Origin of the sequence: Pseudoalteromonas sp. S4492, from assembly GCF_005886115.1 — a bacterium.
Taxonomy (GTDB): domain Bacteria; phylum Pseudomonadota; class Gammaproteobacteria; order Enterobacterales; family Alteromonadaceae; genus Pseudoalteromonas; species Pseudoalteromonas gelatinilytica.
Genome location: NZ_PNCP01000023.1, coordinates 1 through 25,750, shown reverse-complemented (window position 1 = coordinate 25,750; position 25,750 = coordinate 1). Strand labels below are relative to the sequence as shown.

The 25,750-nt window shown below is 42.6% G+C and carries 34 protein-coding genes and 1 tRNA gene; 9 read left to right on the top strand and 26 right to left on the bottom strand.

Going from position 1 to position 25,750, the window contains the following annotated elements:
* The first annotated feature begins 73 nt into the window (after window positions 1–73).
* The 4 genes from recQ (at window position 74) to CWC28_RS07130 (ending at window position 4,609) form a co-directional block, all read left to right on the top strand.
* Window positions 74–1,897, top strand: a complete 1,824-nt coding sequence (gene recQ, locus CWC28_RS07145) for a DNA helicase RecQ (RefSeq protein WP_063699795.1) — start codon at window positions 74–76, stop codon at window positions 1,895–1,897.
* A gap of 7 nt (window positions 1,898–1,904) precedes the next feature.
* Window positions 1,905–2,201: a DUF3630 family protein gene (locus CWC28_RS07140; RefSeq protein ID WP_063699797.1), complete on the top strand. Its 297-nt coding sequence runs from the start codon at window positions 1,905–1,907 to the stop codon at window positions 2,199–2,201.
* A 124-nt stretch (window positions 2,202–2,325) separates the two neighbouring features.
* Entirely contained in the window at window positions 2,326–3,984 is a 1,659-nt protein-coding gene (locus CWC28_RS07135; protein ID WP_138624931.1) for a BamA/TamA family outer membrane protein, read from the top strand.
* Window positions 3,985–4,048: 64 nt separating this feature from the next.
* Window positions 4,049–4,609 (top strand): mechanosensitive ion channel domain-containing protein, encoded by a 561-nt coding sequence (locus CWC28_RS07130; protein WP_105174932.1) that lies wholly within the window; start codon window positions 4,049–4,051, stop codon window positions 4,607–4,609.
* A 341-nt stretch (window positions 4,610–4,950) separates the two neighbouring features.
* On the opposite strand, the gene CWC28_RS07120 is transcribed toward CWC28_RS07130, so the two are convergent.
* Genes CWC28_RS07120 through CWC28_RS07110 form a run of 3 tightly spaced genes read right to left on the bottom strand, consistent with a single transcriptional unit; the run spans window position 4,951 to window position 7,433 of the window.
* Entirely contained in the window at window positions 4,951–6,009 is a 1,059-nt protein-coding gene (locus CWC28_RS07120; RefSeq protein WP_063699801.1) for a succinylglutamate desuccinylase/aspartoacylase family protein, read from the bottom strand.
* Window positions 6,010–6,047: 38 nt separating this feature from the next.
* Window positions 6,048–6,953, bottom strand: a complete 906-nt coding sequence (gene rimK, locus CWC28_RS07115) for a 30S ribosomal protein S6--L-glutamate ligase (protein WP_063699803.1) — start codon at window positions 6,951–6,953, stop codon at window positions 6,048–6,050.
* 57 nt (window positions 6,954–7,010) lie between these two features.
* Window positions 7,011–7,433 carry an ATP-dependent zinc protease family protein gene (locus CWC28_RS07110; RefSeq protein WP_063699806.1) on the bottom strand — a complete coding sequence of 141 codons (423 nt, stop codon included), beginning with the start codon at window positions 7,431–7,433 and terminating at the stop codon, window positions 7,011–7,013.
* Window positions 7,434–7,581: 148 nt separating this feature from the next.
* Here CWC28_RS07110 and zntB point away from each other — a divergent pair, with 148 nt between their 5' ends.
* Window positions 7,582–8,553 (top strand): zinc transporter ZntB, encoded by a 972-nt coding sequence (gene zntB, locus CWC28_RS07105; protein WP_105174934.1) that lies wholly within the window; start codon window positions 7,582–7,584, stop codon window positions 8,551–8,553.
* Here the strand turns inward: zntB and CWC28_RS07100 are convergent.
* Window positions 8,548–8,769 carry a Rho-binding antiterminator gene (locus CWC28_RS07100; protein WP_105174935.1) on the bottom strand — a complete coding sequence of 74 codons (222 nt, stop codon included), beginning with the start codon at window positions 8,767–8,769 and terminating at the stop codon, window positions 8,548–8,550. The two genes, zntB and CWC28_RS07100, sit on opposite strands and share 6 nt — an antisense overlap.
* A gap of 62 nt (window positions 8,770–8,831) precedes the next feature.
* A tRNA-Arg gene (locus CWC28_RS07095) sits at window positions 8,832–8,906 on the bottom strand.
* Between the two features lie 220 nt (window positions 8,907–9,126).
* Between CWC28_RS07095 and CWC28_RS07090 the strand changes: the two genes are divergently transcribed.
* On the top strand, window positions 9,127–9,309 hold the full coding sequence (locus tag CWC28_RS07090) for a helix-turn-helix domain-containing protein (protein ID WP_054563404.1): 183 nt from the start codon (window positions 9,127–9,129) through the stop codon (window positions 9,307–9,309).
* Here CWC28_RS07090 and CWC28_RS07085 read toward each other — a convergent pair.
* The 3 genes from CWC28_RS07085 to CWC28_RS07075 are packed head-to-tail and all read right to left on the bottom strand — an operon-like array spanning window position 9,306 to window position 11,014.
* Window positions 9,306–10,112, bottom strand: coding sequence for a phosphotransferase family protein (locus CWC28_RS07085; protein ID WP_138624926.1), 807 nt, complete (start codon window positions 10,110–10,112; stop codon window positions 9,306–9,308). The two genes, CWC28_RS07090 and CWC28_RS07085, sit on opposite strands and share 4 nt — an antisense overlap.
* Complete coding sequence (gene pnuC / locus CWC28_RS07080; protein ID WP_058583797.1) at window positions 10,113–10,736, bottom strand: nicotinamide riboside transporter PnuC; 624 nt, start codon at window positions 10,734–10,736, stop codon at window positions 10,113–10,115.
* 20 nt (window positions 10,737–10,756) lie between these two features.
* Entirely contained in the window at window positions 10,757–11,014 is a 258-nt protein-coding gene (locus tag CWC28_RS07075; protein ID WP_138624925.1) for a YkoF family thiamine/hydroxymethylpyrimidine-binding protein, read from the bottom strand.
* 115 nt (window positions 11,015–11,129) lie between these two features.
* Here CWC28_RS07075 and CWC28_RS07070 point away from each other — a divergent pair, with 115 nt between their 5' ends.
* The gene (locus CWC28_RS07070) at window positions 11,130–11,369 is read left to right on the top strand and encodes a DUF2960 domain-containing protein (RefSeq protein WP_054554201.1); all 240 of its coding nucleotides are present in this window, start codon (window positions 11,130–11,132) and stop codon (window positions 11,367–11,369) included.
* A gap of 5 nt (window positions 11,370–11,374) precedes the next feature.
* Here the strand turns inward: CWC28_RS07070 and alr are convergent, their stop codons facing one another.
* From alr to radC, 17 genes are all read right to left on the bottom strand, one after another.
* The gene (gene alr, locus CWC28_RS07065) at window positions 11,375–12,454 is read right to left on the bottom strand and encodes an alanine racemase (RefSeq protein ID WP_105174937.1); all 1,080 of its coding nucleotides are present in this window, start codon (window positions 12,452–12,454) and stop codon (window positions 11,375–11,377) included.
* Window positions 12,454–13,833 (bottom strand): replicative DNA helicase, encoded by a 1,380-nt coding sequence (gene dnaB, locus CWC28_RS07060; protein WP_063699817.1) that lies wholly within the window; start codon window positions 13,831–13,833, stop codon window positions 12,454–12,456. The genes alr and dnaB overlap by 1 nt, the downstream gene beginning before the upstream one ends.
* A gap of 292 nt (window positions 13,834–14,125) precedes the next feature.
* Window positions 14,126–15,067 carry a DUF4097 family beta strand repeat-containing protein gene (locus CWC28_RS07055; RefSeq protein ID WP_063699819.1) on the bottom strand — a complete coding sequence of 314 codons (942 nt, stop codon included), beginning with the start codon at window positions 15,065–15,067 and terminating at the stop codon, window positions 14,126–14,128.
* Window positions 15,068–15,078: 11 nt separating this feature from the next.
* Window positions 15,079–15,564 carry a hypothetical protein gene (locus CWC28_RS07050; protein ID WP_082873943.1) on the bottom strand — a complete coding sequence of 162 codons (486 nt, stop codon included), beginning with the start codon at window positions 15,562–15,564 and terminating at the stop codon, window positions 15,079–15,081.
* On the bottom strand, window positions 15,551–16,102 hold the full coding sequence (locus tag CWC28_RS07045) for an RNA polymerase sigma factor (RefSeq protein ID WP_054554197.1): 552 nt from the start codon (window positions 16,100–16,102) through the stop codon (window positions 15,551–15,553). Before CWC28_RS07045 ends, CWC28_RS07050 begins: the two co-directional genes overlap by 14 nt.
* Window positions 16,103–16,244: 142 nt before the next feature.
* Window positions 16,245–17,993: a DUF7305 domain-containing protein gene (locus tag CWC28_RS07040; protein ID WP_233999234.1), complete on the bottom strand. Its 1,749-nt coding sequence runs from the start codon at window positions 17,991–17,993 to the stop codon at window positions 16,245–16,247.
* Window positions 17,986–18,510, bottom strand: coding sequence for a prepilin-type N-terminal cleavage/methylation domain-containing protein (locus CWC28_RS07035; RefSeq protein WP_138624924.1), 525 nt, complete (start codon window positions 18,508–18,510; stop codon window positions 17,986–17,988). The genes CWC28_RS07040 and CWC28_RS07035 overlap by 8 nt, the downstream gene beginning before the upstream one ends.
* Window positions 18,507–18,908, bottom strand: a complete 402-nt coding sequence (locus tag CWC28_RS07030) for a type IV pilus modification PilV family protein (protein WP_063699823.1) — start codon at window positions 18,906–18,908, stop codon at window positions 18,507–18,509. Before CWC28_RS07030 ends, CWC28_RS07035 begins: the two co-directional genes overlap by 4 nt.
* Window positions 18,905–19,357 (bottom strand): GspH/FimT family pseudopilin, encoded by a 453-nt coding sequence (locus tag CWC28_RS07025; protein ID WP_082873944.1) that lies wholly within the window; start codon window positions 19,355–19,357, stop codon window positions 18,905–18,907. The genes CWC28_RS07030 and CWC28_RS07025 overlap by 4 nt, the downstream gene beginning before the upstream one ends.
* A 5-nt stretch (window positions 19,358–19,362) precedes the next feature.
* Entirely contained in the window at window positions 19,363–19,794 is a 432-nt protein-coding gene (locus CWC28_RS07020) for a type IV pilin protein (RefSeq protein WP_325050858.1), read from the bottom strand.
* Between the two features lie 303 nt (window positions 19,795–20,097).
* Window positions 20,098–20,550, bottom strand: coding sequence for a 50S ribosomal protein L9 (gene rplI, locus CWC28_RS07015; RefSeq protein WP_054554192.1), 453 nt, complete (start codon window positions 20,548–20,550; stop codon window positions 20,098–20,100).
* A gap of 35 nt (window positions 20,551–20,585) precedes the next feature.
* The gene (gene rpsR, locus CWC28_RS07010; protein WP_002962753.1) at window positions 20,586–20,813 is read right to left on the bottom strand and encodes a 30S ribosomal protein S18; all 228 of its coding nucleotides are present in this window, start codon (window positions 20,811–20,813) and stop codon (window positions 20,586–20,588) included.
* Between the two features lie 12 nt (window positions 20,814–20,825).
* Window positions 20,826–21,128 (bottom strand): primosomal replication protein N, encoded by a 303-nt coding sequence (gene priB / locus CWC28_RS07005; RefSeq protein ID WP_036973732.1) that lies wholly within the window; start codon window positions 21,126–21,128, stop codon window positions 20,826–20,828.
* Between the two features lie 67 nt (window positions 21,129–21,195).
* Entirely contained in the window at window positions 21,196–21,537 is a 342-nt protein-coding gene (gene rpsF, locus CWC28_RS07000) for a 30S ribosomal protein S6 (protein ID WP_036973113.1), read from the bottom strand.
* Between the two features lie 227 nt (window positions 21,538–21,764).
* Window positions 21,765–21,920, bottom strand: coding sequence for a 50S ribosomal protein L33 (gene rpmG / locus CWC28_RS06995; protein WP_022946036.1), 156 nt, complete (start codon window positions 21,918–21,920; stop codon window positions 21,765–21,767).
* An 11-nt stretch (window positions 21,921–21,931) separates the two neighbouring features.
* Complete coding sequence (rpmB, locus tag CWC28_RS06990) at window positions 21,932–22,168, bottom strand: 50S ribosomal protein L28 (protein ID WP_036973115.1); 237 nt, start codon at window positions 22,166–22,168, stop codon at window positions 21,932–21,934.
* A 273-nt stretch (window positions 22,169–22,441) separates the two neighbouring features.
* Window positions 22,442–23,116 (bottom strand): RadC family protein, encoded by a 675-nt coding sequence (radC, locus tag CWC28_RS06985; RefSeq protein WP_105174939.1) that lies wholly within the window; start codon window positions 23,114–23,116, stop codon window positions 22,442–22,444.
* A 144-nt stretch (window positions 23,117–23,260) separates the two neighbouring features.
* Here radC and coaBC point away from each other — a divergent pair, with 144 nt between their 5' ends.
* Window positions 23,261–24,454 carry a bifunctional phosphopantothenoylcysteine decarboxylase/phosphopantothenate--cysteine ligase CoaBC gene (gene coaBC, locus CWC28_RS06980; protein WP_138624923.1) on the top strand — a complete coding sequence of 398 codons (1,194 nt, stop codon included), beginning with the start codon at window positions 23,261–23,263 and terminating at the stop codon, window positions 24,452–24,454.
* Window positions 24,455–24,566: 112 nt separating this feature from the next.
* Entirely contained in the window at window positions 24,567–25,154 is a 588-nt protein-coding gene (gene slmA / locus CWC28_RS06975) for a nucleoid occlusion factor SlmA (RefSeq protein WP_063699831.1), read from the top strand.
* A gap of 149 nt (window positions 25,155–25,303) precedes the next feature.
* Here the strand turns inward: slmA and CWC28_RS06970 are convergent, their stop codons facing one another.
* Complete coding sequence (locus CWC28_RS06970; RefSeq protein ID WP_138624922.1) at window positions 25,304–25,657, bottom strand: four helix bundle protein; 354 nt, start codon at window positions 25,655–25,657, stop codon at window positions 25,304–25,306.
* Window positions 25,658–25,750: the final 93 nt, after the last annotated feature.

Below are 25,750 nucleotides of genomic sequence, written 5' to 3'. Positions count from 1 at the left end.
AATTCTGCATCTTGAGGTCGTTTGTGTATATTGCTAAAGACATCGCTATAAAAAACCACTAAAATGCTCGGCGATGAATACCAATACCGCAACGTCCAACACACCCATTCGATCACCACAAGCTGTACTCAAACAAGTGTTTGGTTACAAGGATTTTCGTGATGGCCAAGAAGCGATTATAGCCGCTGCGCTAGACGGACAAGACTCGCTTGTTCTTCTACCAACCGGTGGAGGCAAATCATTATGCTATCAAGTACCCGCTTTGATCCTCGATGGTGTAACTGTGGTTATCTCGCCGCTTATTTCTTTAATGCAAGACCAAGTTGCTCAACTAAGAGCACTCGGTGTACAAGCGGCGTACATCAATAACAGCCTGCCTTTTGAAGAGCAACAAGCTGTCTATCAGCAATTGCATTATGGGCAAATAAAGCTGTTATATGTAGCACCAGAAAAAGTACTGCAACACGAATTTTTAGAGCGCTTGAGCCACCTTAAGCTCGCACTTTTTGCGATTGATGAAGCCCACTGTGTGTCGCATTGGGGTCATGACTTTAGGCCACATTACTGTCGACTCAACGAGTTAAAGCAACGCTTTATGCATGTGCCTATGATGGCACTCACAGCGACAGCAGATAAAGCAACTCGTTACGATATTATTGAGCAGCTACAGCTTAACCATCCTTACGTGCACACTGGCAGCTTCGATAGACCGAACATTCGTTACACCATCGAAGAAAAATTTAAACCAATGGTGCAGCTACTTCGTTATTTAAAAGAACAGCAAAATCAAAGTGGTATTATCTATTGCACCAGCCGTAAACGGGTTGATGATGTCGCTGAAAAACTTGCTGACGCCGGGTTCAATGCCGCCGCCTACCATGCGGGTATGAGTAATGAACAACGACAGTTTGTGCAAACAGGCTTTGCCCGTGACGATATTCAAATTGTGGTTGCGACTGTGGCCTTTGGCATGGGAATTAATAAACCAAACGTACGTTTTGTGGTGCATTACGATATTCCAAAAAGTATCGAAGCCTATTACCAAGAAACCGGCCGTGCTGGTCGTGATGGCTTAGCAGCTGAAGCGATTATGTATTTTGATCCGGCAGATATAGGCCGCGTACGCCGCTTTTTTGAAGATATTGAAGACGAGCAACGTCGTCGCGTTGAAGAGCAGCGTTTTAATGCCATGGCCAGCTTTGCCGAAGCACAAACATGCCGCAGACAAATCTTGCTCAATTATTTTAGTGAATATAAGCGCGAAACCTGTGGTAACTGTGATATTTGCTTAAACCCACCCACCAGCTTTGATGGCACGCTTGTCGCACAACAAGCCTTGTCGTGTGTATATCGTGCTGAGCAACGTTTTGGGATTGGTTATATTGTTGAGTTACTGCGCGGCGCAAACACGAGCCGTATTCGTGATAACAATCACCACCAGCTCAGCACCTATGGCATAGGTAAAGAGCACAGTGTGGAATTCTGGCTAAGTATTTTAAGGCAGCTTATCCATCAAGGATTATTGAGCCAAGATATTACCCAAGGTTCATCATTACGCTTAACCGAAGCCGCCCGAGCGGTACTTAAAAGTGAATATGCACTGCAGCTTGCTGAACCTCGCTTACAAGCTAAGCACGTTTACCAAGATAAACTCGCTCAGTTTAATTACGATAAAAAGCTGTTTGCGAAATTACGTGCCTTACGTAAAGAACTGGCTGATGCCGATGATGTACCACCTTATGTGGTATTCAATGATAAAACCCTTGCTGAAATGGCGCAGCTCATGCCAACCAACGACAGTGAGTTTTTAAAAGTGTCGGGTGTTGGCTTTACCAAACTTAACAAGTACGGCGCTCCGTTTTTAAACGCCATTCGCGACTACTTAGCCGCTAATTAGGACTGCTATGACTGAACTCAAATATGATGCCGAACATGCGATCATCCTTGTTATACCAAGCGAGCTTCCACACGACGAAGACTTTGAGCTTTGGGCGACGCTTTTCTTACACGCTCCAGCCATAACTACGGCCGACTTTGATGCCGGTGCTGATCGCCACCAATTACGCTTTCACTTTACAGATCATAGTTTTAATCTAAACTTTGAACATTACAGTGAAAGTATTTGGATTAATGCTGAGGGCATCGAAGCCAGTGCTGCATTACCGCAACTTCAACAATATTTGGTCGCGCAATTACAATAATAAGCTAGACTTTCTTCCACGCTTAGTATGTAGTAGTTGCACAGGACATACTCAACTAAGGGTGTAAATGGGATTTAAGCAGTCGCACTTTGTTGCAAGGTTAATAACATTGTTGCCAGTCTACATGGCAGCTAATGTTCATGCAGAGCAGTTGTTTACTGACGATAGTAATTATTGTCAAAACCAACGTACGCTTAAATCACAAGATAATAACCTACGCCGACAGCTCGATGCCGATAATCCCCTACCCGATGCCGCTAATAATCGCAAAATAGCCTCCATTGAACTTGAACAGCTGAACGTATTTAACACTGAGCTTGAAGAAGAAAATAATTTTTTATTCCGCTTTGCCAATCGCGCTCATATGACCACTGAACCAGAGGTAATACACAGCGTTTTATTGTTCGAAGAAGGTGAAATTTATAATCCACGTAAATTACTTGAGTCAGAGCGATTACTGCGTAAACAAGGCTACTTATATGATGCGCGTATCAACGCAAAGCTTGATTGTGACGGCAACGTACATGTAAAAGTCATTACGCGCGATTTGTGGACTTTATTACCTGAAATAAGCTTTAGCCGCAGTGGTGGTAAGAATGAGTCGAGCATTGGCTTTCGAGAATCTAACTTTTTAGGCTGGGGTAAACGGGTATCGTTTACCCGTACTCGAGATGCAGACCGCACAGGTTACCTGTTTGTGTATGATGACCCGCATATATTCTCTAGCCGCTATCAAGGCCGCTTAGAATATTCAGACAACGACGATGGCAAACGTCATTATATTGATGTGAGCTACCCATTTTTCTCGATTGATACGCCCTACAGTTATGGCGCAACGAGTTACTCAGATCAGCGCCGAGAATCACTTTACTATCGCGGCGATGTAGTTAGCGAGTTTGAGCAAAAAACCTTATTAAACCGTGCTTACTTTGGTCACTCATCACAACTTGGTAATAATTGGACCCAGCGTATTAAGCTTGGCATCGAAAACCGCGAAGAAACCTTTAAAGAGACACCATTTACGCGCTTCCCCATCGCTGAAGATAGAACGCTAAGTTACCCTTATGTTAGTGGCCAGTGGTTTGAGGATCATTACGTTAAAGTCAGAAACTTTGATAGCATCTACCGTACAGAAGATTTAAACCTGGGTTGGAATATCCATGCCTTACTCGGTTATTCAAGCAAAGATTTTAGTGACGATGCCAGCCGTACTATTTATTCGTTATCTTTATCAAAAGCACATTACTCGGGGGATAACCAGTTATGGCGCTTTAAGGCAGACCTTGATGGCTACTGGAATGAAGAAATCGATGATGTCGAAAACCTATTTGCCAGCACACAGCTACAGTATTATCTCAATACCACACTAAGACAAAGCTGGTACGCTAAAGTACGTCTTGAGTATGCTGAAAATCTCACTGCTGATAAACAACTCACTATTGGTGGTGAGAATGGTCTACGTGGTTACCCGCTTGACTATCAAGTAGGCGACCGTAGCTTTTTAGTGACTTTAGAGAAACGCTACTACTGGGAATATGACTTACTGCAATTGTTTAAAGTCGGTGGGGCCGCGTTTTATGATATTGGTAGAGCTTGGTATAACGACAAAGATAATGGCGCCAATGGTAACGTACTACAAAATGTGGGTGTAGGCCTTCGCTTAGCGCCAAGCCGCGCCAATGCCGGTACGGTTATTCACCTAGATATTGCCGCACCCATTAATAAACAAGATGACGACATAGACTCAGTGCAATGGCTAGTAACGGTTAAAAATACCTTTTAAAGTGGTGTTATTGTTAAGCTAAAAAGCTAAAATCAAAACATAAAATATTAACTTAGGAACCCTTTTGGACTTCGTCGAATTCTTTAACGAGCAATACCACTTAATCGTGACTATTATCGCGATTTTGCTTTACCCGCTGCTTCGTAAAACCACCAAAAAACTGCTGTTAAAAGCAATTAAAGGCAAAGCGGATCCACATCGTGAATACCGCGCTGAGCTGTTACTCAATATCATTCTTGCCATTGTTATGCTGTGTTTAGTGCTGGTTTTTTGGGGTATTGAGCTACGAGGATTATTAGTACTTGGCTCGTCCATTTTTGCTATGCTGGGTGTCGCGCTTTTTGCTGCTTGGTCGTTGCTAAGTAACTTAACAGCCTTCTTGCTAATGTTTATTCAAAACGATTGTCGCGTTGGTTTTTGGGTGAGAGTAATTGACGGTGCAAACTTCTTAGAAGGCCGCATTATAGAAATGGGCTTGATGAACGTCGTGCTTGAGCATGTTGATGGCCACAAGGTCATTTACCCAAACAACATCTTTGTTACCCGCCCTGTAATGGTGTTAAAGAACCCACCAACAGCGACTAAAGCGCCAACCATAAAGCGCATTTTAGGTCCAAAAAAATAGCCGCTTAAAATTAACGCAAAGAGCAGTTAAAAGGGTGTTTTTTTCTGCTCCCATAGGCGATTAATATAAAACTAAATAAAATGACTAAAGGGTGAAATAACACAATGTGAACAACACTTTGCTCTGTAAAAAAGCCGTGCGTAAGTGAAATAACAAGCGTTAATAAACCTGTGTAAAATAGAAATATTTTCATCTTTGATCTGTTCGGTAATCGACAACTATTAAGTAAGTAAAAAAAGTATAAACCTTGTACTTACTCTAAGGTCAAGTAATAGATCAGGAGGAGCGGATACAAAAAAGCCAAACAGATAGTTTGGCTTGTTTAATAACACAAGATGTTACTAGTTATTTAAATCTGCGGTTTTTAACTCGTCTTCAATATCGCTTATTTCATCAATAAAGTTTTCAAGTTGCTGCTCTACAATACTATTTGCATGAGCAAAGTAAGCAAGATGGAATACAGCATCCCCCTCGTTTACAAGCGGCATGGTTTGTTGACCAATCACAATACCACTGCGCGGCGCGAGTAGTTCAAGCTCAGCATCGCCAAGCGGGCTGCTAATATAAGCTAAAACCTGCCCTTTCATCACTCGCTCACCCAGTGATACTTGTGCACGAACAATGCCGTCAACTTCGGCACGTATCCAGCTCGTCGAGCTTGCAATCACTGGCTCTGGCAGTTTCTTAGCGCGCTTACCACGCACCATTTTTAAATGACGCATGACATAATCAACACCTTGCACACCTGCAGCAATCGCAATTGGGTCAAAGCGAAGCGCTTCACCCGCTTCATAAGTAATCACTGGAATACCTAAGTTAGCCGCTTCACTGCGTAATGAACCATTACGAAGTGACGCATCAATCACCGCTGGAGTACCAAACGCTTTCGCCATGGCTGCTGTTGCAGGGTCGCTCAAATTAGCACGAATTTGCGGCAAGTTCGTACGGTGAATTGCACCAGTGTGTAAATCAATAATGTGCGTACAATGCACTGCAACTTGCGAGAAAAAGGCATTGGCCATACGCCCAGCTAATGAACCACGGGTTGAACCCGGAAAACTACGGTTCATATCACGTCGGTCAGGTAAGTAGCGTGACTTATGAATAAAACCAAACACATTCACAATCGGCACCGCAATAATAGTACCGCGCAATTGCTCTGGCTCGATTTTAGCCAGCAATTGCCTAACAACCTCAACACCATTGAGCTCGTCACCATGAATTGCAGCACACACCATTAATACAGGTCCTTGCTGCACACCATTTACCACTTCAATAGGAATATTCAACGGCGAGTGGGTATAAAGCTTGGCAGCTTCAATCGCAAATGTCTTACGTTCACCAACTCCCACCGTATCACCTAAAATTGAAAACGATGTATTTTTCTTAACCTTAGCCACGCACTGTTCCTTTTAATAGAGCGCTTATACCAAAAGGCCTAGCCTTTACCACGCGTTGCTGTTCTTTTTGATGCCGCTGTTTTTTCAATAAACTCAACGATCATGCCAGCAATATCTTTACCAGTTGCCACTTCAATACCTTCTAGGCCTGGTGATGAGTTAACTTCCATCACCAATGGACCACGAGCAGAGCGAAGTAAATCAACACCTGCCACGTTTAAGCCCATTGCTTTAGCAGCTGCAACCGCTGTTCTTCTTTCTTCAGGAGTAATACGAACCAACGTCGCGCTACCACCACGGTGTAAGTTAGAGCGGAATTCACCTTCTTGCGCTTGACGCTTCATAGCAGCAATTACTTTGTCACCTAAAACGAAACAACGAATATCTGCACCACCGGCTTCTTTGATGTACTCTTGCACCATGATATTCGCTTTTAAACCCATAAACGCTTCAATTACGCTTTCTGCTGCTTTACGTGTTTCCGCTAATACCACACCGATACCTTGCGTACCTTCAAGTAGTTTAATAACGACTGGCGTGCCGCCTACCATGCTTAATAAGTCTTTAACGTCATCAGGCTTACTCGCAAAGCCTGTCACTGGCATACCTACGCCTTTACGTGACAATAATTGTAATGAACGTAACTTGTCACGAGAGCGGCTAATAGCGACCGATTCATTCACTGGGAATACACCCATCATTTCAAACTGACGTAAAACCGCACAGCCATAGAAAGTCACCGACGAACCGATGCGCGGTACGATGGCATCAAAATCTTTTAAATTTTCACCGCGGTAGTGAATTTCTGGTTGCTCTGAGTTGATGTTCATATAACAACGAAGTGCATCAATTACTTTCACTTCGTGGCCACGTTGCTCTGCAGCTTCGATTAAGCGACGTGTTGAATATAAATTTTGGTTGCGAGATAAAATACCAAGTTTCATAGTTAAAAACCTTAACTGATAAACTCACACACGTAGCAACGTGTGAAAGTCTTTTTCCTATAATAAATGAGATAAAGCCGGGTCAACGACTATGCGATTTTCCATTGCTGTACGCCCTAACAACATTCTAAACTTCATTGTTGAACGGTTACTTAAAGTTACCCTTACAGGCCAGCTTTGGTCACCTGCGACTAATTTTGTTTCGATAAAGTAGCGAAGTTCACGCTGACCGCTTGAACTGGTCACGTATTTACGCTCAACCACTTTGGCACGGCACTCTACCGTTGTTTCTACATCTTCTTGCAGAGGATGGGTAGTAAATTTCACCCATGTTTCGCCATTTTCTGAAAATTCCTCAATGTCAAAAGCATGAATGCATGAAGTTCTTGCCCCAGTATCAACTTTTGCTTTGATTTTTTCTATTCCCAGTTCAGGCAGGCCAAGCCATTCTCGCCAGCCAACAATAATTTTTGCGCTCATTAATGTGCCCTCTTTAAAAAAGTGTCTTATACGCTACAGAGCTAGAAACACCAACGAAAATAATTTATCCCCTCGATAAATCGATTTAATTGACGTAGGCTAAACTATAATCAACTATATCGCACTATTTGTAAAACGAGAGTTCAATATGATCAATGGGTTACTTCATGTCTTAATTTTAGACGAACAAGGCGGCGCACGTGCTATAGAAAATAGTACTGAGCTGCAAAATTGGCAACCTGAGCACGGTAAACTTTGGGTGCACATGGATTACAGCCAAGCTGAAGCCGTTGCATGGCTTGAGCAAAGTAACTTATTAACTGATTACGAGCTTGAATCTCTGATTGCCGATGAAACACGTCCGCGTCTGACCAAGGTCACTAATGGTAACATGCTGTTTTTACGAGGTGTAAACCTAAATCCAGCACAAAGCCCTGAAGATATGGTCTCGTTGCGTTTATTCATCAATGAAAACATTCTGATCACAACACGTAAGCGCCGTTTGCTATCCGTGCAGGATGTTGTTGAATCATTTGATGGCAGCAATGGTCCTTGCTCAATCTCTGAATTAGTATGCCAATTGGCGCAAAACCTAACCTCACGTATGCAAGCTGTTATCGACAGTTTAGATGACACACTCGATGGTTTTGAAGATGAAATTGACGAGCCAAACAAAGGCTTTGATCATCAATCATTAGCGCAAATTCGCCGCCAAACAATCGCATTAAAACGTTATTTAAGACCACAGAAAGAAGCCCTTATCACTTTATTAAACAATAAATATAAGTGGTTAGATGAAGACGATAAAGCACGCCTAAACGAAACAACCAATATGTTGATCCGTTACTTAGAAGAGCTAGATAGCTCAATTGAACGCGCGCAAATTATTCAACAAGCGATTACTAGCCAAGTGTCTGAGCAACTAAACCAGCGCATGTATGTGATGTCGGTGGTTGCTGCACTGTTTTTACCACTTGGCTTTTTAACTGGCTTACTAGGTGTAAACGTAGGCGGTATTCCGGGCACTGAAAGCCCTTACGCATTTAGCTTATTTATTATTTTCTTGGTGGTGCTCACCGTTGGGATTGGCATTTACTTTAAAAATAAGAAGTGGCTATAACTCGACAACCTTTTTAATTAAATCAAGGCGGACGGCATGTTCGCCTTTTTTTGTTGCCAAAATCAGGTGCTCACCATCGGGGTTCAGTATCTTCAAGGTCTCTGCCTTACCTTCTAACTGTTCACCAGAGTCTAAGGAAATGCGTAAAAAGGAGTTATGCATGCACCATAATTCGTATTTATCGTAGTCACCACAGGCGATGGGTTGATAAGTCATTGGCTTTTTGAGATTGCTAAAGGAATAAATCGAGCTTAGAAGATATTAACGTGAAGAGCAAATGGCGCTCTCGGCAGGGATCGAACCTGCAACTTAGCCTCCGGAGGGCCACGTGATATCCATTTCACCACGAGAGCACATTTGTCGTCATCAATACTGACTCGCGATATCAGCATGACAACCCGGCAATGATAATGGCATCTTGCACTAAATGCTAGCGTCGAGGCCTTTATATGCGCACAAATTCAGCAATTTGCATTAAAATGCTTCACATTAGTGCAGAACCAATGTATTAACGTATACTTAATAAAATTAATAACAAGGTGGCAGTCATTGCCATGTAAGGGGAATTTGATCATGAGTTTAATGTCTACAGAGCAAGTCGCGGAGTTTTTAGGTGTAAAAGTCGAACGCGTAAAACGACTCGCTCGCGAACATTTACTGATCTCGAAATCACAAGATGACAAAGGTGAGCCTTTATTTGATCCAGAAGACGTAAAAAAATATAAAGAACTTGCCGAGCGAATTGGCGGTCTTTAATTTTTAACTTTTTCTATAAAGTGGTTAAGCTGTGTAAGCAGTGGCGCCACTTTATCCATTGCACCACGTTGTTCGTACCAACAAATACATAAAAGTAAAAACAGCGCATGAAACGCTGCGAGCTTTTCAACTGATAAGTTAAATTCGTGATGTTCGCACACTAATGCTTGATAGCGTTCAAGCAACACTAGTTGCTGCTCATCATTTAACGTAAAGCTCACCACCAGCGCAGCTAAGTCGAAGTAAACATCGTTACTTTTGGCATATTCAAAGTCGATTAAAAACATACCCGTCTCATTCACAATGATATTTTCTTTCACTAAATCATTATGACAAAAACCCATGTCTTTAGGCGCTGAAGCAATATAAGCCAGAGACTGCTTAATTAGCTCAGCATGTTGCTGATAACGCGCTGTTTGCTGGTAGTAGTTAATTTCGTAGGCAATATCCATCGGCTCAGTTAGCACAGGATAACGATGTAAATTAACTAAGTCGGGCAATAAGCTACTACAAAAATCACCGCTGGCAATGCTGCCTGCCACGTATTCGAAAATAGCCGTATCGGTTGCTTGCTCTAACCAAAGAGGGGCTGGGCAGCAGCTTTGCTTTGCAAAATGCGCTTGCGCTGCAAGACCAATCGCCGGCCAGTGGTCGCGATAGTGCTTAACCAAAAAATCTTGGCTTGCTGTTTTAACTAGGTAGTTATCATTGCTTAGCCCCTCAACCAGCGGGCTGATTGAAGTAATCACTAAACGTGAGTTGAAGCGCGTAAAGAGCGCGTGAATTTGTTGCTCTGTCTTCATCTATAGCTGTGCAAGCGGCTTAGCCTGATGCTGCTCGTATTCTTCATACCAAGTTTTAAAGCCCCACGCGGCCATAATGGTGTAAAACACGAAAAGTACTAAGGTTGGGTAATACCCTTTTTCAAAGTATAGATACATAGACGCTGCATCAATTACAATCCAGTACAACCAGTTTTCCAGCACCTTCTTGGCAACAAGGTAGGTTGTCACCACCGCAAAACAGGTGGTAAAACTATCTAAATAAGCAAAATCTGCGTGAGTGTAATTGGTCATCACAAAACCAATGGCAACTGAGGCCAGTGAGGTGGCAAGCAAAATCACTGCATGGCGCTTTAACGACCATGAAATAATGGGCAGATGATCTTTATTGTTCATGCCTCGGCGCCAAACCACCCAACCATATACCGCCATATACATGTAGTAAAAATTAAGGAGCGACTCCATCAACAGTGCGCCATTCCAGTACATTACGGTATAAATAAAGGTGCTGACAAACGCGGCTGGCCAACACCATAAGCTTTCTTTAATCGCTAACAATAAATACGCCATCGATAAGGCAACGGCAATATATTCCCAATGCGACATGGCAGTAAAGCCTGAGAAGGTTTCGCTCAAAAATTCCATAACACGCGCTACTTTAGGGTTTAGTCTTCGCTAGGCGACAAGTCACCATGTAAGAATTTACAGACAAAAATAGCTTTACCAAACTCTTCATAAGAACGTTTGATTTCAGTATTAAGTACAGACATCACTAAATCATAGTCACCAAAAATCTGAGTAGATAAGGTATTGGTGATCACTTTAAGCCCTTCGTAACCTTTTACACGGTCAATAAAGCCTTTGATAAACGGAATGTAGTCTTGATGTAGTGGGTACTTACTGATCTCTACTGAAAGTTTCATTATGAGTTACCGAGTCTTTGAAAAGTATTGCATTGTAACCCGCTTGTACTAACAAGTCATGGCTATGACTATTTTTTAGTGTAAAATCAGCCCCGATAAACATTGAGGATTCATTATGGCACGCCGCATCACTTACAAATTTAAAAACCAGCCTCGCGAAATCAATTTTGCAAAAGATAAATACCGCGATATGTACCATGCAATCGCAGCGGCTGAAGGCATTGATTTAACCAATTATTTAAAGATGGAACAGCAAGTCGAAATGACTTCAAAAGGCTCTGCGGCAGTAAGAAACTTTCGTGATCAAGAGTTCGCACGAATGGGTTTCAGTGACGTGTATTTTATTAAAGAGTAACAAAGTTACTCTTGATACTCGTAGCTTACGCGTGGGGTGATATTACACAGTAACTCGTACGGAATGGTTGTTGCGCACTGGGCAATCTCTTCAACGGGAAGCTCTGGCCCCCACATGATCACCTCGTCACCGACCTTGATGTTGTCGCGGTTATCACCAATATCCACCGTGATCATATCCATCGCTACACTGCCAACAATACCATAGCGTTGTGATTTGATAACCACAGGTGTGCCCTGCTCGGCATGGCGTGGATAACCATCCCCATAGCCCATCGCAACCACTGCAAGCTTAGTCGGTTTATCGCTATGCCAACGCCCACCATAGCCAACACACTGTTCAGCATCGACATCGCGTATTGCGATAACACGCGTTTTTAAACGCATAACAGGTTCTAAGCCATGTTGTTGACCAACACCGTTGAGCATAGGCGATACACCATACAGCATCAATCCTGGGCGCACCCACTCACCATGACCTTTTGGCCAGGCAATAATGCCAGCAGAGTTTGCAAGGCAATGTTGCTCTGTCTTGTCACTCGCTAGTGAGTCAAATAAGGCTATTTGCTGGGCTGTCTTTTCATCATTGATGTCGTCGGCGCACGAGAAATGCGTCATTAACTTAATGTCATCACGGGCATTTGGGCTTGCTTTTAAGCGATTGTAGAAAGACTCGAATTGCGAAGGAGCAATACCCAGTCGATGCATACCCGTATTCACTTTTAACCAGCATGCAATTGGTGCATCAAGGCTTGTGTTTTCAAGCGTTGTCAGCTGATTTTCATCGTGAATAATGGTTTGAAAGTTATTGGCAAGCAAGATCGGTAAATCGTCTTGATGAAAAAAGCCTTCAAGCAACACAATCGGTTTTGTCAGTCCGCCAGCACGCAGTGCTAATGCTTCGTCAATACGTGCAACCGCAAAAGCGTCGGCATCATTTAAGTATTGGGCAATTTTTACTAAGCCATGGCCATAGGCGTTGGCTTTTAGCACCGCCATAACTTTACAACCAGGCGCAAAGCGTTTCACTTGCGCTAAATTATGAGCGAGTGCTTGTAGGTTGATTTCGGCAATGGCTAAGCGCATTAGTATTCGTCGTCTATCGCTGGGCCCGCGTAGTTATCAAAACGCGAGAATTGACCTTGGAACGTTAAGCGTACTTTACCGATTGGACCGTTACGCTGTTTACCAATGATGATTTCGGCCACGCCTTTTTCTGTACTGTCTTCGTTATACACTTCATCACGGTAAATAAACATGATTAAGTCGGCATCCTGCTCGATTGAGCCTGATTCACGTAAGTCGGAGTTGATTGGGCGTTTATCAGCACGTTGCTCTAGGGTACGGTTAAGCTGCGATAGTGCAATAACCGGACACTGCAGCTCTTTTGCCAGTGCTTTTAATGAACGAGATATTTCAGCAATCTCTAAGGTACGGTTATCTGATAAGCTTGGCACACGCATTAACTGCAAGTAGTCAACCATGATCATACTAATACCGCCATGGTCGCGGGCAATACGACGTGCACGCGAGCGCACATCCGTTGGTGTTAGGCCTGATGCATCATCCACATACATTTTACCTTTTTCCATCAACAAGCCCATGGTTGACGATAGACGTGCCCAATCATCATCATCAAGCTGACCGGTACGCACCTTAGTTTGGTTAATACGACCTAGTGATGCCAGCATCCTCATCATGATTTGCTCTGAAGGCATCTCTAGTGAGTAAATGAGTACTGGCTTATCTTGTGTCATCGCAGCGTGTTCGGCTAAGTTCATCGCAAAGGTCGTTTTACCCATCGATGGACGTGCCGCCACAATGATAAGGTCAGAAGGCTGCATACCCGCCGTCATTTTATCCAGATCGGTATAACCCGTACTTACGCCGGTCACACCATCTTGCGGCGACTGGTAAAGCTCTTCAATCTTATCAACGGTTTTTTCTAAGATACTGTGTAAGCTTTGTGGACCTTCAGTGCTTTTACTGCGCTGCTCAGCAATTTTGAATACTTTACTTTCAGCAAAGTCGAGCAGGTCATGGCTGGTACGCCCTTCTGGGCTAAAACCCGCTTCTGCAATTTCGTTCGCAACACCAATCATTTCACGAATAACAGCACGCTCTCGTACGATATTCGCGTAAGCATCAATGTTCGCTGCACTTGGTGTGTTCTTGGCAATTTCAGCAAGGTAAGCAAAGCCACCAACACTACTTAACTGATTGTTTTTCTCTAAGCTCTCAGAAATAGTGATCAAATCGATTGGATCGCCACTTTCAGCAAGGCTCACCATTGCTTCAAAAATTAGCTTGTGGGTGCGGGTATAAAAATCCTGTGCAACCACTAACTCAGCAACACGGTCAAACGCTTGATTATCAAGCATTAAACCACCTAAAACAGATTGCTCAGCTTCAATTGAATGGGGAGGAACTTTTAACGTGTCGACTTGCTTATCTGGTTTGGCCATAACTTCACAAAACTTAAATTGAATGGCTCTATTCTATCGACTTGCTAAGGCTGTGCAAATAGTTAATACCAATCGACTTAAATATTTGGTCATTCTAGCGTGCTAAATAAAGCGCTAACTGCGTTAGAAATGTCTAAAGTAGAGTAACTACATGTCAAAATTTCTGCCTTGTTATCACTTCATTTATCTGTCGCTATTTAAGACCAACAACTTAACACGATTGGTATAAGCGGGAAGTCTTCCCGCTTTATTGTAATTGAGTGAAATATTGTAATTGAGTGAACTGTAATCGTTATTTCTGTTTACGAAGTTCAATGCGTCCGCTAATGGTATCCATTTCGATATCAGCATCGCCACCGTTAATACTAAATTCTAAGTCGCTAGATGGGCCGTATTTCGCCTTCGTTGCTTTGTCATCGCTTAGCTCATTAACGATTTTGCCGTTAGCATGAGCTTCAATTTCAAACTTTGCCGATACATCAGCTGGGAAGTAAAACTCGGCGTCACCACTGACTGATTCAAAACGAATATTAGCATCTTCAATCAGCTTACTGATGTGAACTTCAGCTTCACCGTTAACGGTATTGATACGTAGTTTTTTAATTGCATCAAAAGCAAAGTCGATATCACCGTTTACGTTTTCAAGGCGCACATCTTGCGCTTTGGTCTTTGACTTAATGTCGCCATTCACCGCGGTAAAGCGTAAAGCACCTTGCGAGTTCTTATCGTTAATTTCACCATTGACTGTTTCAAAGCGAATATCACCGTTCAGGTCGTGGGCATTCACATCACCATTGACCGTTTCAAAACTCATGTTACCGCTAATATTTTGCACTGTGATATCACCGTTAACGGTATCGATCTCTGCGCCGGCTTCAAGCTCTTTGGCACTAACCGTGACATTCACCCCAGCAAATTCAAGCTCACTGCTTTTTGGCATATAAATGGTTAAGCGAGAGCCATCACCACTATTCCAGCCACCTAAGTTGCGCGGCATTTTTACGATAAATTCAACACGGCTGCCTTCAACCTCTAAACGATAGCCTTGTGCTTTATCGTCAAGCTCACCTTCGATTTTAAGTAGTGGTTTATCCCACCCTTCAATGCGAACATCACCACGTTGGTTTTCAATAAAAATGCGTTTATTTGCAGGTACATCAATTTGTTCATTAATGGTTTGTCCTGCCATTGCCATCAGTGGCAGTAATCCTAAAGTTAAGGCTAGTAATTTCATAATTGTCACTCCTAAATCGTTTGCCACTTCGGTGCATGCACCTTGTTAATTAAGTCCAGTTGTTGCTGATAAATCTGCGATAGCATTTGTAATAAAGCCGGGTTTTCAGGTTCATTCTCAAGTGCTTGCTTAATGGCACTTTCGGCTTCTTCTAACTCTTTTAGTTGTTGCTGCCAGTTATCGGTTAACGCAGGTTGATTTTGATACTGCACCAACAAACCTTGCTTTTGCTTGGTAAAATAATCGCTCATTGCCATCATACTGTTTGACTCGCCTTGGCCAACAAAAAGCTGTACGGTCAAAAGTGCTGCTATACAACAAGCGGCGATAGCTGCGAGTTTATTCCAACCATGCGTTGGCTTATCAGCTTGCTGTGTTTGCCCTGTTGCAATTGCTCGCTCAATCCCCGGCCAAAGATCTTTATCAGGGCTAATATCTTGCTGCTGGTTAAGCGAGTCATTTAAAAATTGTTCAAATTCTGGCTTACTCATTTTCATACCACTCTTTTAATAACTGCCTTGCACGGTGAAATTGCGATTTACTAGAACCGACCGCCATATCAAGCATGCTTGCTATCTCTTCATGGCGATAACCTTCAATGGCATGGAGCACAAACACCATACGTGCTCGCTCAGGTAGTCTCAGTACTAATTTATCGAGGCCGTTAAAGCCGTCACAATCTGCTGCGCTTTGCTCATCCATACCGCTTTGTTCAAAACTCACTACTTTTTGAAACCAGCTTTTATGTTTGCGAATGTAGCTAATCGCAATATTGCTGGTAACACTGTGTAACCAAGTCGAAAATTGTGAGCGTCCATCAAAGTTCGCGATTTTGTGCCACAACTGTACAAACACTTCTTGTGTTGCATCTTCGGCGTGCTCTTTGTCTGCAAGTAATCGCAAACAAAGGCTATAAACCCGCTTCACATGCAACTCATAAAGTGTTGCATAGGCTGCTTGATCACCGCTTTTTACGCGCTCTATCAAGGCATGCTCACTTTGCTGGGCGAACGCTTGTTCTGCATCTATCAACATCCTGGATGTTGTCCTTTATGATTATTGTTGTGAATTTAGTGTATTAGACGTAAGGAGGGATTCAAAAGGTTTAAATGAAATTAATTTTTTTTGTGTAAGCTACAAATAATTGAGCTTACACAATTTTATTTGGGGATTTGCGTTATTCGGCAGGGGATGCGTCGCTTTCTTCTTCAGTTGTTTCTGCAGTTTTGTAGCTCCAACCTAAAAATACGATACGTGCCGAAGAAGCAGGCGTGCCGCCATTTTGTACTTGTAGTAAACCCGCATCATAATGAGCACCACTGCCCCCTGTTGCGGTAATTGTTGAGCCACGTACGCTACCAAACAGCTCACCACTGCCCGATAGTTTCACCGTTGTCAGAGGTGCATAAATAGCTGCATATAAATTCGCAGCACCACTAAACTGCACCCCATTCACACCATTAAATGATGAGTAGAATGATAACGACGGATGACCACTGGTGGTTAAGCCTTCTTGCTCAGTAATAACTTTTGCGCCTGCGCCAATATTAACTTTTCCGGTTAATAACACCGTTAAGCTACTGTCTTTTTTAATTGTTAGGCTGGTATCCCCTTCCATCGAAAAGTCGCCATCAATCAGTAAAATAACATCACCACCAGAGACCTCCATTTTGCCGTCACTGGTCATCTTGAGTCTATCAAGTGCAAAAATATACTCTTTACTGTTACTGCCATTGGCTTGGTTTTGCGCTTTAGAGTTAAACAAGAAAACATCGGCAAGGCTTGGCAAAATTACTTGGCTACCACCGCTACTAAAAAAGCCCTTTTCAGTATTAAGTTTAAATTGTTGCGTAGGACCAATCGAAACAGAACTATAACTGCTCACTTGGTCTGTGATGTCTGTCATTTTCTCTGGCAAAATTAACGGGTCGCAACTGGTATCTGGGTTTGTAGGGTCATAATCGGGGGCAGCTGGGTCAGCAACGGTAATCGGTTCAACATTCGGGTTTACATTAAACTTACTATCACTGTAGTGCACACCATCTTGTTGATTATTGTAGGTATCTTTAAAATCACCAGAGCCACCATACATTATATCCAGCGCTTCGCCTTGGCTATTCGTAATGAATGTTGACCACTGCATTTTCGCATCCCCATTGGCTCGCACCACACCAGAAACTGTGCCGCCACGATGGGTATAATAACCTCGGGTATAGACATTACCGTCTACACGTAAACCGCTGCCAGGAGAGATATAAACACCGGTATTTGAATGGATATTACCAATAATTGGTGATGAACCATTTAAGTAGATAACCCCGGTCGCTTTTACATCACCCTTAATCGGTGAATGACCTGATAGCACCACGTCTGAATCGCCAGCAATCGTTGAAACATCACCATCATTCGACTTAGTTTCTTCGTACGTGCCTTTGCTAGAATCGTAGCTATCGATACTACCACTCCCCGACAGATTAACCCCTTTACAGCCCACCATCGCATTAGTGAAAATCGAGCTGCCTTTCGCGCCTTGTACAGCAAAACGGGCGACTAAATTACTTTGTGCATCACCATCAAATCGTTGACCAAGGCTTGCAATTTCAAGCTCACCAGCAGCATTCTTACTTAAACTGGCATTAAAAATGGCATCATCAGCAATCACACCTGAGCCCGATGCATTACTGGTTTTACTGATCAAATCTTCAACCGCTAATACACCTTCCTCATTCAAGGTTTGTTGTAATAACTTAGCTTGTTCAAACACACCTTTTTCAGCCATTAAGCGACTGTTTAATTTCTTTTGAAAGTTACCACTTAAGCGCTCTTGAACAATGTTTTCACGCAGCGAACTTAGCACCACGATGCTGGCCATACTGGTCAAGATCAACACTGTTATTAGGGTAAAACCACCTTGCTTGTTAGACACCGCCAGCTCCGTATGCTTTGACTAATATTGCATTGGTTAAGGCAATATCAATGTTAATACCATTACCAAACTGCGTAGGTAAGTCATTTGGCTTCACACTCACAGTGACAAGTTCACCAGCGATACTAAAACTCAGCGTTTCGATACCTGTGAGTAACCGCTCTGAGGCAGCACCATCAAGTGAACACATTAAGTTACTGCCATTTAAGCTATAGACCTCAACCACCTGCGCTGTTGTTGCAGAGCCATCACAAGCAATCACCCCGCTAGGTTGAGTAATGGTAATCGTGCTTTTATCTGCACTGATGGTCGGTGTTAGTTGTGTTTGCTTAATGCTGCGGTTGAATACTTTGCTGGTATAACGGATCACTTCTTGCGCGTTTTCCAGCTCTTTACTCACCTCAATCGTGCTTTTAATCGCTGAGTACGACAAGCTCACTCCCGCTAATAAAAAAGCCCCGGCTGCCAATGCCACCATCAGTTCAACTAAGGTAAAACCCTGAACGCGTTTATTCATGAACATACCGCCGTTAAATCAGGAAAACTGGCATTTAGGCTAATTTGATTTTCTGCATTGTCTGTCATGCGCTTATCAACCCAAGCCACATTAATTTGCATATCATCACTGTAAGTAGCCGGGATGGTCAGTTGATAATCACTCACTTGCGGCGCGAGCGAAGCTCTAAACGTCGCATCTTGGAAAAGTGCGGTATTGGTTTTTTGAATTTCACAAATGCGCGGCCACAAACGCTCAATGGTGTTTTGACCTTGAATGAGTGACACGGTGTAATTAAAGCTATTAGTTGCATATTGCAGCGATTTTAGCTGCGCTGCCGCCAAGCCTAATAATGCGATGCCAGCGATCACCACTGAAATCATCACTTCTAATAATGAAAAGCCTGCCTGCTTATTCATGCACATCCTCGCTGTGAATTTTCTACTAACCAGTTTTGGCCACTTTTAAGCACACACATCACGTAATCTGTGGTATTTGTGTGTTCATCTTTCACTAAAATTTCAGCTTGTTTATCAACTTCGCCACTGGCACTAATGGCTAATGCGACTAAGTTGACAGTAACTCCGCTTTTAGTGACCGAAAATTCTTTTAAAACCGTGTCTACGCCCCCCTCGTTGAGGGTCACTTGCCAGCTACTATTATTAACAACCAGATTGATAGGTTTGTCGCGCTTGACCGCCTCACTACGTGCAAATTTATAAGCACTATTTAACTGATTTGCAGTAGTTACGACGCGATCTTGCAAGATTTGTTGGCTAAAAGACGGAAAAGCCACAGCTGCCATAATGCCGATAACACTCAGCACAACCATTAACTCAATTAAGGTAAACCCTGCAATTCGACGCAAATGTGTTACTCCCAGCAATCAGTAAATGAAGCGCTGTAACTACCATCATGTTTAACGGTTAAGTCTCCACAGCGATCACTTGCTTGCGCCGAGCCCGATTTAGGAGCGGCTTTTAAACTGTAGCCACGATTTTTAAAATCGCTTACAGCACCTGATACTTTATCTGTTGCTGTGTAAGTAAAGGTGTAATAGTCAGTATTTTGAGTTGCAAATGCATTTGGGTAGCCGCCATTTCGTGAATAAATACGTTCGAGGCTGGCGCTGTATTGCAGTAACTCTTGTTGAATATCAGCACGGCGACTACGTTGCATGTGCTCAGTGTATGCAGGCAGTGCTACGCTATACAGAATCCCTAAAATAGCGATCACGATAAGAATTTCTACTAATGTAAAGCCTGTTTGTTTACCCATTCCATGTGGTACTAATGCACTTTTCAACCTCAACCCCTTAATACTTTTTAACCAGCACAATATAAATGACAGCGTTGTCAGTGTCAATTTTAACCAATTTACTTTTACTCATTCGATTATACTAATAAGAAAAATAAAATTAAGAAAAAAGAACGTCTGTTTGTAAAATAGGTAAGATTATAGGATTGGTATTTATGTGTTTTAAATTTAGAAACCAATACTATTGAATGAGTATCGATGAACTCATAGTGGTACAAAACGCTACAATTCATAAATTTCAGGCACAAAAAAGCCGCACATAAGCGCGGCTTTTTTTACTTAATATTGCTATTAAGCTTCAGCGATAACGATTACTTTGATAGTAGCCGATACGTCTGAGTGTACTGCGATTGCTACGTCAAATTCGCCAGTCTCACGGATAGTACCTAGAGGTAAACGAACTTCTGATTTAGCAACTTCAACGCCAACAGCTGAAATAGCTTCAGCGATGTCGCGAGTACCGATAGAACCGAATAACTTGCCTTCGTCACCAGCTTTAGAAACTAGTGTAACTTCAGCTAATGCTTCTAACTTGTCAGCGCGAGCTTGAGCAGCAGCTAGATCTTCAGCGATCTTAGCTTCTAAATCAGCACGACGTGCTTCGAAAGTTTCGATGTTAGCTTTAGTTGCAGGAACTGCCTTACCTTGTGGGAAAAGGAAGTTACGTGCGAAGCCAGATTTAACTACAACCTGGTCACCTAGGCCACCTAGGTTTGCGATCTTGTCTAGTAGAATAACTTGCATGTCTCTACACCTTTTAAAAACTGTTAATCCGCTGCTTACTTATGTAAGTCAGTGTATGGAAGAAGGGCTAAGTAGCGAGCACGCTTGATAGCAGTTGCTAGCTGACGCTGATATTTAGCGCTAGTACCTGTGATACGGCTAGGTACGATTTTGCCACTTTCTGTAACATAGTTTCTAAGAGTAGCTAGATCTTTATAATCGATTTGTTGTACGCCTTCCGCTTTAAAGCGGCAGAACTTACGACGTCTGAAATAACGTGCCATGAGTAAAATTCCTCAAAAAATTCTTTCTATATGTTGAGCATGCAAGACCAATTGGCTTAAGCCGTTTCGGCCTTCGTGACGGTTTAAAAACCCCGTCACTTGCACTTGTTGCCCAACGTGCAATTGTTGAGTCTGTTGTTGCATTGGCGTGCCGCTGGCAACAACTTGAAGCCTGACATAACTATTACGGTTAAGGTCTGCTTCAACTTGCATCGATTTATGTTCAAGAACAAAAATACAATGCGGTATACCAGCAGGGCTTTGACTATATTTTGGGGTTTTACAAACAACCCCAGATAGTGTCAGCTGATTCATATAAGGATTAAGCGGTTGGCTCATCTTTTTGTCTCAACTGCAAGCGCCATGCTTGAACTCAAAACGATTAAGCAGCTGGTGCTTCTTTCTTCTCTTCTTTCGCAAGAGGAGATGCTTCAGTTACAGCGTCTTTAGTACGCATAACTAAGTTACGAAGCACTGCATCGTTGTAGCGGAAAGTAGTTTCTAGCTCGCTGATTACTTCAGTAGGTGCTTCAACGTTCATAAGAACATAATGAGCTTTGTGAAGCTTGTCGATTGGGTAAGCCAATTGACGACGGCCCCAGTCTTCAAGACGGTGGATAGTACCACCAGCTTCAGTGATAGAACCAGTATAACGTTCGATCATACCAGGTACTTGCTCACTCTGATCAGGGTGAACCATGAATACGATTTCGTAATGACGCATGGATATTCCTTACGGTTAATAGAGCCTTCTACCGTTTCGGCCAGTCGGTTTAAGGCAAGGAATTAAATTTAATAAGCCGAAATGAGCGCGCATTTTACGCTTAGATTGATAATTAAGCAAGATAAAACAGCAAACCAAACTAGATATTCTGCTCTAATAAAAATTTCTAAACGCTAAAAACAAAAAACCCAGCCGAGGCTGGGTTTTTGAAATTCTGAAAACTAAAATTACTTGATTTTAGCTTCTTTGAAAATCACGTGTTTACGAGCTTTAGGATCGTATTTTTTGATTTCCATTTTTTCAGGCATGTTACGCTTGTTCTTGTCGGTAGTGTAGAAAAAACCAGTACCAGCAGTTGAAACTAAACGGATCTTATCGCGCATGATTCAGTTCCTTAAACTTTTTCGCCACGAGCACGGATTTCTGTAAGAACCGCGTCGATGCCTTTTTTATCGATAATACGCATACCTTTAGTAGTAGTGCGTAGTGTTACAAAACGTTTTTCACTTTCAACCCAAAAACGGTGAGTTTGTAGGTTAGGTAGGAAACGACGTTTAGTCGCGTTTCTCGCGTGTGAACGGTGGTTACCAACCGCTGGACGCTTACCTGTAACTTGACATACTTTAGACATGTCTATATATCTCCAATAACTTCGCTCGAGCTTAATTTTCCCTTAGGCCAGTATTTGTGCCCCGGGATAAATCGAAGGGCGCTCTTTATACAGCTTATACAGGCAAAGATCAAGTAACAGATCTTATCCAATCAGCTCATGTGTAAATTTGATAGCGGCTAATTATAATGATCGAAAGCCCTTAGGGAAAGTAAAAACTGCATTTAAATTAAACTAATTTCTAAAATCAGCCTAAACTGCTCATTTTTAACACACTCTCTAAGCTATCAGGCTTTATATAAGCCCTCTTTCGGCAAACGACACACAATTTTCACCACCCACAATGATGTGATCCAGCACATTTATATCGATTAAGGCTAAAGCTTGCTGCAATTTAGTGGTGATCAATTTATCAGCCTGACTAGGCTCAGCAACTCCACTTGGGTGATTATGAGCAAGTATCAGTGCCGCCGCATTATTACGTAGTGCTGCTTTAACCACTTCGCGTGGGTATACAGATGCGGCATTTATAGTGCCGTAAAAAAGTACTTCGTCTTTAATTAGCTGGTTTTGACTATCTAAGTACAGCACCATAAATACCTCTTGCTGTAAGCCACGCAACTGAATAGTTAAATAGTCATACACAGCTTGCGGTGAATTAAATAATGCTTCGCGCTTACATTGCTCAAGCATATAGCGCCGGCTTAGTTCAAGTACCGCTTGAAGCTGTACATATTTAGCAGATCCTAAACCCTTTTGAGCGCAAAACTCTTGCTCAGATGCATTAAATAAGTCGTGCAACGTGCTGTTAATATTGAGTAGATGCTCCGCCAGCTCAATGGCATTCATACCCGGCACACCGGTACGTAAAAATATCGCTAGTAGCTCTGCATCTGAGAGTGCTTTGGCACCTTGGGCAAGTAACTTTTCCCGCGGCCTTGCTGATAAAGGTAAATCGGTTAATGGCATTGCTTCATCCTTAAAACAACTATTCCATTTATTAAACTGTACTATAAAATCCAGTTTTTGCCTGTCAGTAAAAAAGAAAACTTCATGCTATCGGTAAAGATTTGCTATCGTTAGCCCATATCGACAAAGGTTAAATTTCACGTAATGACAAAATCAGTAAATAAAAAAATCCTGCTAGGTATGAGTGGTGGTATTGCAGCCTATAAATGTGCAGAACTTGTTCGCCGTTTAAAAGATCAAGGCTGTGAAGTAAAAGTCGTCATGACCGACTCAGCAAAACACTTTATTACTCCTTTAACTATGCAAGCAGTTAGCGGTGAAATTGTTTCTGATTCATTACTCGACCCCGCAGCAGAAGCCGCAATGGGTCATATCGAATTTGCCAAATGGGCAGACCTTATTTTAGTTGCCCCTGCAACCAGCAATATTTTAGCGAAAATGGCGATGGGTATTGCGGATGACTTACTGACGACCCTACTACTCGCCACCCCAGCAAAAGTGGCGGTTGCACCTGCAATGAACCAACAAATGTATGCCCACCCTGCTACACAAGCAAATCTTGCCACACTTAGCGAACGTGGCGTGGCTATTTGGGGCCCAGGTAAAGGCGAGCAAGCTTGTGGTGATGTAGGCGCAGGGCGCATGTTAGAGCCTCATGAGTTAGTCGCGCTTTGTACACAACCTGAAGTAGAGCCATTACTTGCAGGCAAAACCATCACGATTACTGCAGGACCAACTCGAGAAGCCCTTGACCCAGTTCGCTATATCTCTAATCACAGCTCTGGCAAAATGGGCTATGCCCTTGCAGAGGCTGCGCTTGCGCTAGGTGCAAAGGTAAACCTGATTTCAGGCCCCGTGACAATTAAAGCACCTGCTAATGCCCTGCTCACTAATATAGAAAGTGCTGAGCAATTGCACACCGCCTCAATGAAGCTAGCCGTGCAATCAGATGCATTTATCGGCTGTGCGGCAGTAGCTGATTACCGTGCAGCTGCAATTCATGAGCAAAAGATGAAAAAGCAAGGCGATGAGCTGACCCTCACTTTAGTTAAGAACCCAGACGTCATCGCTAACGTCGCTGCACTGAACGAAAATCGCCCTTATACCGTTGGCTTTGCGGCAGAAACTCAAGATGTTGCAAGCTATGCTCAAGGTAAATTAAAGAACAAAAATCTCGATATGATCTGCGCAAATGACGTATCAAAAGAAGGTCTTGGCTTTAATTCTGATCATAATGCTTTAACACTTTTCTGGCACAATGAGCAGCTAGATTTAGCAATGGGAAGTAAAAAAGATTTGGCCATGAGCGTGATGACTGAGCTTGCCAAGCGTTTGTAAAAATGCTGGAAAGAAACTGAATAAAACATTAACATAAGCCACTCATTTGCACAAAAAATGGCTTGTCTGACTCCCAACAGCGCAAGTAATAAATTATAAGAAAGGAATGGTCATGCCTGCGACAAAAAGAAGTAATCGCAAAGAGCAGATTCTGCAAGCACTCGCACAAATGTTAGAAACCAGCCCAGGTCAACGTATCACAACCGCAAAACTCGCGGCTGAAGTAGGTGTGTCTGAAGCTGCGTTATATCGTCATTTCCCGAGTAAAGCACGGATGTTTGAGGGCCTAATCGAGTTTATTGAAGATACCCTGTTATCACGCATTAACCTCATTTTAGAAAATGAGAAAGAAAGCCAAACACGTGTGTACAATATTTTACTGTTATTGTTAGCCTTCGCTGAGAAAAACCCGGGCATTACCCGCATTTTGACCGGTGATGCCTTACAAGGTGAACAAGAGCGTTTACGTGAACGTGTACAAGGCTTATTTGAAAAGCTAGAAACTCAGTTCAAGCAAGTGCTACGTGAGCGCAAACTGCGCGAAGGCAAAGCATTCCAGTCAGACGAAACCACCCTAGCCAACTTCTTACTCGCCTACGTAGAAGGTAAGATGAATCAATTCGTGCGCAGCGACTTTAAAGCAAAACCAAGTGCACAATTTGAAAAACAATGGCCAGAGTTACAAAAAATTTGGTTGTAGTGAGTTGTTAGGGGAAAGAGTAAAGTTAGCGAGTTGCTAGAGTAAACTTGGAGCTGTCAGCTATCAGATTGAATTCCAAACAGTTAGCGAGCTTCTAGGGGAAAGAGTAAAGTTAGCAAGCTGCTTTCTAACTTTCCCTTTTCTAACTACTACCTTTGATTCGCATTATTAATTGCTCTGATTAAGCCCGCTAACATCATTGATAATTCCTGCGTTTCTATTATCCATTTATTTGCCACCTCAGTGCTAACCTCACCAACCTGAAGCGATATATAGAGCTGTGATCTTAGCTCACCACAACTTCCTTTTGCATAGTAAAGAAAACGCACACAATCCTTTGAAGACATCCGCTCATAGCCCTCTGCTATATTCGATGAAATAGACAAGCTAGAGCGCTTAATTTGGTCTTTCAAGCAATATTCACGACTCGATTTAAAGTGTTGAAAAATTGCAATTGCTAACGTAGCAGAACGCTTCCAAACATCTAGTTTTTCAAATTTCATTTTAAATATCCTTATTTAAAACATATTTCTACTTATAGCCTAACAACTCCCATATTCCAACTCCCCTCTCACAACTTTCCCCTTTCCCCTTTC

Bases quoted from the DNA above. Each gene is read 5' to 3' on its own strand.
- CWC28_RS07085 (WP_138624926.1), bottom strand. From the start codon at position 10,112: ATGAAGACAGAGCAACAAATTCACGCGCTCTTTACGCGCTTCAACTCA.
- rpsR (WP_002962753.1), bottom strand. From the start codon at position 20,813: ATGGCACGTTATTTCAGACGTCGTAAGTTCTGCCGCTTTAAAGCGGAA.
- coaBC (WP_138624923.1), top strand. From the start codon at position 23,261: ATGACAAAATCAGTAAATAAAAAAATCCTGCTAGGTATGAGTGGTGGT.
- recQ (WP_063699795.1), top strand. From the start codon at position 74: ATGAATACCAATACCGCAACGTCCAACACACCCATTCGATCACCACAA.
- CWC28_RS07090 (WP_054563404.1), top strand. From the start codon at position 9,127: ATGAGTTTAATGTCTACAGAGCAAGTCGCGGAGTTTTTAGGTGTAAAA.
- CWC28_RS07035 (WP_138624924.1), bottom strand. From the start codon at position 18,510: ATGAATAAACGCGTTCAGGGTTTTACCTTAGTTGAACTGATGGTGGCA.
- CWC28_RS07045 (WP_054554197.1), bottom strand. From the start codon at position 16,102: ATGTTGATAGATGCAGAACAAGCGTTCGCCCAGCAAAGTGAGCATGCC.
- CWC28_RS07050 (WP_082873943.1), bottom strand. From the start codon at position 15,564: ATGAAAATGAGTAAGCCAGAATTTGAACAATTTTTAAATGACTCGCTT.
- rpmB (WP_036973115.1), bottom strand. From the start codon at position 22,168: ATGTCTAAAGTATGTCAAGTTACAGGTAAGCGTCCAGCGGTTGGTAAC.
- CWC28_RS07055 (WP_063699819.1), bottom strand. From the start codon at position 15,067: ATGAAATTACTAGCCTTAACTTTAGGATTACTGCCACTGATGGCAATG.
- dnaB (WP_063699817.1), bottom strand. From the start codon at position 13,833: ATGGCCAAACCAGATAAGCAAGTCGACACGTTAAAAGTTCCTCCCCAT.
- pnuC (WP_058583797.1), bottom strand. From the start codon at position 10,736: ATGGAATTTTTGAGCGAAACCTTCTCAGGCTTTACTGCCATGTCGCAT.
- CWC28_RS07100 (WP_105174935.1), bottom strand. From the start codon at position 8,769: ATGACTTATCAACCCATCGCCTGTGGTGACTACGATAAATACGAATTA.
- zntB (WP_105174934.1), top strand. From the start codon at position 7,582: ATGATCAATGGGTTACTTCATGTCTTAATTTTAGACGAACAAGGCGGC.
- CWC28_RS07030 (WP_063699823.1), bottom strand. From the start codon at position 18,908: ATGAATAAGCAGGCAGGCTTTTCATTATTAGAAGTGATGATTTCAGTG.
- CWC28_RS07075 (WP_138624925.1), bottom strand. From the start codon at position 11,014: ATGAAACTTTCAGTAGAGATCAGTAAGTACCCACTACATCAAGACTAC.
- priB (WP_036973732.1), bottom strand. From the start codon at position 21,128: ATGAATCAGCTGACACTATCTGGGGTTGTTTGTAAAACCCCAAAATAT.
- slmA (WP_063699831.1), top strand. From the start codon at position 24,567: ATGCCTGCGACAAAAAGAAGTAATCGCAAAGAGCAGATTCTGCAAGCA.
- rimK (WP_063699803.1), bottom strand. From the start codon at position 6,953: ATGAAACTTGGTATTTTATCTCGCAACCAAAATTTATATTCAACACGT.
- rplI (WP_054554192.1), bottom strand. From the start codon at position 20,550: ATGCAAGTTATTCTACTAGACAAGATCGCAAACCTAGGTGGCCTAGGT.
- CWC28_RS06970 (WP_138624922.1), bottom strand. From the start codon at position 25,657: ATGAAATTTGAAAAACTAGATGTTTGGAAGCGTTCTGCTACGTTAGCA.
- alr (WP_105174937.1), bottom strand. From the start codon at position 12,454: ATGCGCTTAGCCATTGCCGAAATCAACCTACAAGCACTCGCTCATAAT.
- CWC28_RS07070 (WP_054554201.1), top strand. From the start codon at position 11,130: ATGGCACGCCGCATCACTTACAAATTTAAAAACCAGCCTCGCGAAATC.
- CWC28_RS07110 (WP_063699806.1), bottom strand. From the start codon at position 7,433: ATGAGCGCAAAAATTATTGTTGGCTGGCGAGAATGGCTTGGCCTGCCT.
- CWC28_RS07135 (WP_138624931.1), top strand. From the start codon at position 2,326: ATGGCAGCTAATGTTCATGCAGAGCAGTTGTTTACTGACGATAGTAAT.
- radC (WP_105174939.1), bottom strand. From the start codon at position 23,116: ATGCCATTAACCGATTTACCTTTATCAGCAAGGCCGCGGGAAAAGTTA.
- rpsF (WP_036973113.1), bottom strand. From the start codon at position 21,537: ATGCGTCATTACGAAATCGTATTCATGGTTCACCCTGATCAGAGTGAG.
- rpmG (WP_022946036.1), bottom strand. From the start codon at position 21,920: ATGCGCGATAAGATCCGTTTAGTTTCAACTGCTGGTACTGGTTTTTTC.
- CWC28_RS07140 (WP_063699797.1), top strand. From the start codon at position 1,905: ATGACTGAACTCAAATATGATGCCGAACATGCGATCATCCTTGTTATA.